The sequence below is a fragment of the Streptomyces sp. NPDC004031 genome (assembly GCF_053604375.1).
The window spans coordinates 26,445-33,326 of sequence record NZ_JBSGHL010000079.1 but is presented as its reverse complement, the minus strand read 5'-3'; the positions used below and the strand labels follow the sequence as shown (position 1 = coordinate 33,326).

Genomic DNA, 6,882 nt, shown 5'->3' with positions numbered 1-6,882 from the left:
ACGACGAACACCCCGTATCCACCGTCACCGCAGGACCCTCAAGACCCAGCACATACGACACCCGACCCGACACCACACACCCCAGATTCCCGGTGGCGGCATAGCCTTCGACCTCGTTCTGGGCCATGGCGGTGAGGACGACGTACTCCTGCGACGTCACCCCGGCCCAGACGCCCGTGTCGCTGCCGACGAGGCCGCGCGGGTCGATCCCGGCGTGCTCGAAGGTCTCCCAGGCGACTTCGAGCAGCTGCCGCTGCTGCGGGTCCATCGCGAGCGCCTCGCGCGGCGAGATGCCGAAGAAACCGGCGTCGAAGCCGGCCGCTCCGTGCAGGAAGCCGCCCTGCCGGGTGTAGCTGGTGCCGGGGCGGTCCGGGTCGGCGTCGAAGAGGGAGTCCAGGTCCCAGCCGCGGTCGGTGGGGAAGGCGGTCAGGCCCTCGGAGCCGGAAGACACCAGATTCCACAGGTCGTCCGGGCTCTGCACGCCGCCGGGGAAGCGGCAGGCCATGCCGACGATCGCGACCGGCTCGGGCAGGGCGGACTCGGCCTCGCTCAACCGCCTGCGGGTGTCGCGCAGTTCGGCCGTCACCCACTTCAGGTGGTCGAGCAGCCGCTCCTCGTCCTTCGCCATCCCTGGGCTCTCCTCTGCTTGCGGAAGTCGGCTGGTCTCTCGGCGGAACTCGGCTCGTCCCGGCGGCTTTCCCGGAAGCGCGAAGGGGTCAGAAGGCGCAGTCGAGCCGCTTGTAGCCCTCGATGAAGCTGGACGCGAGCCGGCTGGGCTCCCCTGTGGCGCGGATCTCCGGGAGCGCGGTGAGCAGTTCGCGGTAGAGGGCGGCGATCTCGATACGGGCGAGGTGGGCGCCCAGGCAGAAGTGCGGGCCGGGCGCGCCGAAGGAGAGCTGCGGGTTGGGGTCCCGGGTGATGTCGAAGCGGTAGGGGTCGGCGAAGACCTTCTCGTCGTGGTTGGCGGACCAGTAGAGGAGGAAGATCTGGTCGCCCTCGTGGAAGCGGTGGCCGTTCATGTCGCAGTCGCGGGTGGCGGTCCTGCGCATCCAGTTGATGGGGGTGGCCACCCGGAGGATCTCCTCGACGGCGTTCGGCGCGTGCCGCTCGAAGTCCGACAGCAGCAGGGCGCGCTGCTCGGGGTGTTCGGTGAGCAGCACCAGGGCGCGGGAGATGGCGTTGCGGGTGGTCTCCATACCGGCGTTGACCAGCAGGATGAAGAAGGAGACCAGCTCCTGGCCGGTCAGCTGCTCGCCGTCCTCCTGCACCTGGACGAGCCGGGTGACGACGTCGGGGCGCGGGTGGGCGAGGCGGTCCTCGCGCAGCCCGGCGATGTAGTCGCCGAGGTCCCGGGAGGCGCCGAGGACGGCGGCGGCGGCCTCCTCGGGGCTGGAGACGAACTCGGGGTCGAGGGCGCCCATGATGGTGCTGGTGCGTTCGAAGAGGAACTCGTAGTCGTCCGGCGGGATGCCCATCATGGTGCTGAGCACGGCGATCGGCATGTCGGCGGCGACCGGGCGGACGAAGTCGCCGGGCCCGCGCTCGACGAGCGCGGCGACGAGCCGGCGGGCCACCTCGTGGGACATGGACGCGAAGGCGGGCGCCATGTTGCGGCCGAAGGACCGCGACACGATGCGCCGCAGCCGGGCGTGCTCGGGGTTGTCCATGGTGATCATGGAGCCGTAGAACTCGCCGAGTTCCGGGCCGACCATGCCGGTGGCGCCCTCCGAGGAGAAGTCCTGCGGGCGGCGGCTGACCTCCAGGATGTCGGCGTGCTTGGCGAGCGCCCAGTAGCCGTTCGCCATCGGCCCCCACGGCAGGCGCGGCGGTACGAACTCCGGTCCGGGCTGGGCGCGCAGCCGCTCGAAGACCTCGGCGCGCTCCTCGTGCGGCCGCAGCCAGAACGACGGATCGAGGAAGTCGGGCGCGGGGGCGGTGCCGGACGCGCCGGAGGAGGGGAACCTGGCTTCCGTCGGGGACACAGTGCCTCGATTCACGTGTGGGACGGGCTGCGAACACCGGTCCGCGCCAGTCTCACAACCGCTCCTTAAGCAGTGCTTTCCGGTGCCCGCCGGTGCTCTTTCCGCAGGTACGACGGCGCCCGGCAGGGGTGTTCCCCTGCCGGGCGCAGTCGTCCGCACGGTGCGCCCGTGCGGTGGCGGATCCGTCCCCCTATGTCAGCCCGCGGCCGTCTCCCGCAGCGCGGTGCGGACGGCCTCGGCCACCTCGGCGCGCCGCTCGTCGACGAAGAAGTGGCCGCCGCGGAAGGTCAGCAGGTCGCACGCGGCCTCGGTGTGGTCCGACCAGGCAGCGGCCTCGTCCAGTGTGGTGTGCGGGTCGTCGGTGCCGGTCAGCACCGTCACCGGGCACGCCAGCACGAAGCCGGGCTCCTCGCGGTAGGTCTCGATGGCCTTGTAGTCGCTGCGGGTCGGGGGGATCGCCATCTGGACGATCTCGGGGTCGGCGAGCATGCGCTCGTCGGTGCCGCCCAGCGTGCGCAGCTCGTCGAGCAGGCCCGCGTCGTCACGCAGGTGGACCGTGCCGGGCCGCAGCCGGGAGGGGGCGCGCCGCCCGGAGGCGAAGAGCCGTACGGGCTGCGGTCCGCCCTCCTTGCTCAGCCGGCGGGCCACCTCGTAGGCCACGACCGCGCCCATGCTGTGGCCGAAGAAGGCGTACGGGCGGTCGCGCCACGCCGTCGAGGCGGCGGTGAACGCGTCCGCCAGCTCGTCGATGGACTCGGCGCTCGGCTCCGAGCGCCGGTCCTGCCGCCCGGGATACTGCACCGCCAGCACCTCGATGCCGGGGGCGAGCAGCGCGGACAGCTTGTGGAAGGCGGTGGCCGACCCTCCGGCGTGCGGGAAGCAGACCAGCCGGAGGGCCTGGTCGGACGGGTGGTAGCGGCGGACCCACGGGTCGTGGTCCAGCACGTCGGCGGCAGAGGTGCTCATCGGTTCGACTCCTGGAGGCGGGCGGCCGGCTGCGCGGTCAGGCGAGCAGGTCGCGGCGGCGGAAGGCGGCGAGCGAGACGGCGAGGCCGGCGAGGGCCAGCGCTCCCATGACGACCAGCGGTGTGGCCTCGAACGGCGATCCGGGCAGCTTGGGCACCTGGCTGAAGGGCGAGACGTCCATCAGGTAGTGACCGGCCTTCAGGGACGGCCCGACCAGGGTGACGAAGGCGAAGATCCCGTACAGGCCCCAGCTCGCCGCGGTGAGGCGGGGGAAGGCGGCCAGCAGCAGGACGGCGATGGCGCCGACCGCGAGCACCGCCGGGAGCTGGGCGAAGGCGGCGCCGAGCATGCTGCCCAGGCCGTGCCCGAGGCGGTGCGCGCTCAGCCCGTAGGACAGGCCGGTGCCGAGCCCCGCGGCGGCGAGCACGGCGGTGGCACCGCCGGCCGCGATCACCACATGGCTGGTCACCCAGCGGGCGCGGCCGACCGTGCCGGAGAAGACCAGCTCGATCCGGCCGTCGGCCTCCTCGGCCCGAGCCCGGGTGAGGACGCTGAGCGCGAGGGCTGCCGCCATGATCCCGAACGTACCCATGAGCGCGGCGAGATACGCGTCCTGGAGGTCCTGCGTGCCGCCGAGTTCCGTCATGAGCTTGCGCACGCTCGCGCCGCCCGCGAGGACGTCGACGTTCTTGACGAAGGAGCCGGTCACGAGCGCGCCCGCGAGCACGCCGCCGGTCCAGCTCAGCACCGTGCCGCGGTGCAGCCGCCAGGCCAGGCCGAAGGCGCCGCGGGTGGCGGCGCCCGCGCGGGCGGGGCCGGGCCGGGCGGCGACCAGGCCCGCGCCGTAGTCGCGCCGCTCCAGCAGCCGCAGCGCGACGGCGACCAGGACGGCGGCGGCGAGGGCGGGCAGCGCGAGCACCCACCAGCGGTCTCCGGCGTAGGGGCGCACCTGCTGCGCCCAGCCGATCGGCGACAGCCAGCGCAGCCACGTCACCGAGTCGTCGGTGTCGCCGACCGCGCGCAGCAGGAAGAAGCCGGCCAGCAGGGCGAGCGCGGAGCCGGTCGCGGTGCGGGCGGACTCGAAGACCTGCGCGGTGACGGCGGCTACACCGGCGAAGACGATGCCGCACCCGGCGACGGCCAGGCCGAGCGCGAAGGCGCCCGCCACCGGCAGTCCGAGGATCGGCAGCACCGCCCCGATGCACACCCCGACGGTGAGGTCCATCGACACCGCGAGCTGGAGCGCCGCGACGAGCGGCGCGGTACGGTCCACGACCCCGGCGGCGACGAGTTCCTGGCGGCCGGTCTGCTCGTCGGCGCGGGTGTGCCGGACGACGAGCATGACCGACATCACGGCCGCGGCGACGGCGGCGACGACGCCCAGCCGCCACGCCGTCAGCGCGCCCAGCGAGGTGCCGTTGACGGCGCCGTACAGCGGCGCCGCCCCGGAGGCGCCCCGGATGCCGTCGACGAAGCTGCGCCGTGCCGCGGCGTCGGGAAAGAGGTCCTTGAGGCTGTAGGCGGTGGAGAAGGAGCTGCCGATCAGCGCGTCGGCCCAGACCGCGAGCAGCAGGCGGTCGCGCCGGGAGGCGAGTTTGACCAGCTCGGTCGTCCCGGCGGGGGCGCCGCGGCTCATCGCGTGCCCTCCGTGCCGGAGTAGTAGCGCAGGAACAGTTCGTCGAGGGTCGGCGGGCGGCTGACGAGCGAGCGCACCCCGGCGTCGGTGACCAGGCGCAGCACCTTCTCCAGCACGTCCGGGTCGACCTGGCAGCGCAACTGGAGCCCGTCCGTCTCCAGTTCGTGCACCCCGGTGACGGCGTCGAGCCCGGCGACCGGGCGGCTGACGGTCGCGATGATGGTGGTGCGCGACAGGTGGCGCAGCTCGTCGAGCGTCCCGGTGTCCACCCGGCGGCCCTGCCGGACGATGGACACCCGGTCGCACAGCCGCTCCACCTCGGCCAGGATGTGGCTGGACAGCAGGACGGTGCCGCCCTGCGCGGTGAACTCGGCCACGCAGTCGCCGAACACGGCCTCCATGAGCGGGTCGAGGCCCGAGGTCGGCTCGTCCAGGATGAGCAGGTCGGCGTCGCAGGCCAGGGCGGCTATCAGGGCGACCTTCTGCCGGTTGCCCTTGGAGTAGGCGCGGCCCTTCTTCTTCGGGTCCAGCTCGAAGCGCTCCACCAGGGCGTCGCGCCGCGCGGTGTCCAGGCCGCCGTACATCGAGCCGAGCAGGTCGATGGTCTCGCCGCCGGTCAGGCCGGGCCACAGGCTGACGTCGCCGGGGACGTAGGCGAGTCTGCGGTGCAGTTCCGTCGCGTCGCGCCAGGGGTCGCCGCCGAAGAGGGTGGCGGTGCCGCCGTCGGCGCGCAGCAGTCCGAGCAGGATGCGGATGGTGGTCGACTTCCCCGCTCCATTGGGCCCGAGCAGTCCGTGGACCTCGCCCTGGGCCACCGTCAGGTCGAGTCCGTCGAGGGCGACGGCCTGCCTGAACTGCTTGCGTAATCCTGATGTGTTGATCACGTCGTCGTTTCCGTTCACGAAACGACAGTATCGACATCTTCACAGAGTTGTGAAGTTTCATGACACAATGCATACGCGGGTGCGCGGTTCCGGCGCACGGGTCCGGGAGGAGATGGTCGGTCATGTCCGTCGGACGGGACGGGATCGGGGCGGACGCGGTCGGGCCGGACGTCAAAGCGTGGGACGTCAAAGCGCCGGACGTCATCGGGCGGGACGAGGAGGACACCCGCCGCTTCGTCGAGCAGACGGCCATGCTGTTCGCCGACCTGGGCGTGCCCAGGATGAGCGCACGGGTGCTGATGACGCTGATGGCGTCGGAGGAGCGCGGCCTGACGGCGGGCCGGCTCGCGGAGCTGCTCACGGTGAGCCCGGCCGCGATCTCCGGCGCGGTGCGCTACCTCGCCCAGGTCGGGCTGGTGGGGCGGGAGTCGGTGCCGGGCTCGCGCAGCGATCTGTACGTGCTGCCCGACGACACCTGGTACGCCGCCGCGGCCACCAAGCACGGCATGTTCACCCGCATCATCGCCGCGACCGAGCGGGGCACGTACGCGCTCGGCGGACCGGGCACCCGGGCCGGGGCGCGGATCGCGGAGATGCGGGACTTCTTCGGCTTCGCCCAGCAGGAGATGGCCGACGTGCTGGACCGCTGGAAGGCGCTGCGGGCACGGAGCCTGCCGCCCGTGCCCGGACAGGGCTGACCGCCCGCCGCCATGGGGGCGGCGGGCGGTCGGGGCCGCGGCGGGTCAGGCGTGGGTGCGGGCGAGCAGGGCGAGGATGTCGGCGGTGGTGCCGCTCTCGGACAGCCGGGGGAAGATCTTCTCCAGGCTGTTGCGGTGGGCGTCGCCGTCCATGTCGGTGACCGCGTCGGTGGCGACGGTGACGTGGTAGCCGTGCTCGTGCGCGTAGCGGGCGGTGGACTCCACGCCGATGCTGGTGGCGGCTCCGGTGAGGACGATCTGCGTGACGCCGCGGCGGCGCAGCCGGAGGTCGAGGTCGGTGCCGTAGAAGGCCGACCAGTTGCGCTTGGTGACGACGATGTCGCCGTCGTGGCCCGCGAGTTCGTCGGCGAGCTGGTCCCAGCCCTCGGGCAGCGGGCCGACTCCGCGCGCGGCGTCGGTGCGCCCGGGGGCCTGGTCCGAGCCGTCGGGGGCGGAGGTCACCCGGACCAGGACCACCGGCAGGCCGCGGCCGCGGAAGGCGTCGGCCAGCTCGACCGAGCGGGCCAGCACGTCGGCGGTGCGGTGCGGAGTGCCGGGGATGCCGAGCAGCGCCTTCTGGAGGTCGATGACGACCAGCGCGGTGCTCGGGTCGAGCGTGGTGAGAGCCATGGCGGCGGAGGCCTTTCGTGGCGGGCGCGGGGGCTCGCGCCGGGTGGCGGGAGCCGGTGCCCGGGGCGGGTACGGGCGTACGGCGG

7 protein-coding genes are annotated in these 6,882 nt (G+C 73.2%); 1 reads left to right on the top strand and 6 read right to left on the bottom strand.

Annotation, left to right across the window (positions count from 1 at the left end):
- The 5 genes from ACWERV_RS33530 to ACWERV_RS33510 all read right to left on the bottom strand — a co-directional run.
- The coding region (locus ACWERV_RS33530; protein ID WP_452940345.1) for a beta-ketoacyl synthase N-terminal-like domain-containing protein at nucleotides 1-628 on the bottom strand (628 nt) is incomplete at its 3' end.
- 88 nt (nucleotides 629-716) lie between these two features.
- Nucleotides 717-1,982, bottom strand: a complete 1,266-nt coding sequence (locus tag ACWERV_RS33525; RefSeq protein ID WP_398188574.1) for a cytochrome P450 — start codon at nucleotides 1,980-1,982, stop codon at nucleotides 717-719.
- A gap of 195 nt (nucleotides 1,983-2,177) precedes the next feature.
- On the bottom strand, nucleotides 2,178-2,948 hold the full coding sequence (locus ACWERV_RS33520; RefSeq protein ID WP_398188571.1) for a thioesterase II family protein: 771 nt from the start codon (nucleotides 2,946-2,948) through the stop codon (nucleotides 2,178-2,180).
- Nucleotides 2,949-2,985: 37 nt separating this feature from the next.
- Entirely contained in the window at nucleotides 2,986-4,584 is a 1,599-nt protein-coding gene (locus ACWERV_RS33515; RefSeq protein ID WP_398188568.1) for an ABC transporter permease, read from the bottom strand.
- On the bottom strand, nucleotides 4,581-5,486 hold the full coding sequence (locus ACWERV_RS33510) for an ABC transporter ATP-binding protein (RefSeq protein ID WP_398188566.1): 906 nt from the start codon (nucleotides 5,484-5,486) through the stop codon (nucleotides 4,581-4,583). Before ACWERV_RS33510 ends, ACWERV_RS33515 begins: the two co-directional genes overlap by 4 nt.
- A gap of 104 nt (nucleotides 5,487-5,590) precedes the next feature.
- On the opposite strand from ACWERV_RS33510, the gene ACWERV_RS33505 reads away from it, so the two are divergent.
- Nucleotides 5,591-6,166, top strand: coding sequence for a GbsR/MarR family transcriptional regulator (locus ACWERV_RS33505; RefSeq protein WP_452940342.1), 576 nt, complete (start codon nucleotides 5,591-5,593; stop codon nucleotides 6,164-6,166).
- 45 nt (nucleotides 6,167-6,211) lie between these two features.
- Here the strand turns inward: ACWERV_RS33505 and ACWERV_RS33500 are convergent, their stop codons facing one another.
- Nucleotides 6,212-6,796, bottom strand: coding sequence for an isochorismatase family protein (locus ACWERV_RS33500; protein WP_452940340.1), 585 nt, complete (start codon nucleotides 6,794-6,796; stop codon nucleotides 6,212-6,214).
- Between the last annotated feature and the right edge of the window lie 86 nt (nucleotides 6,797-6,882).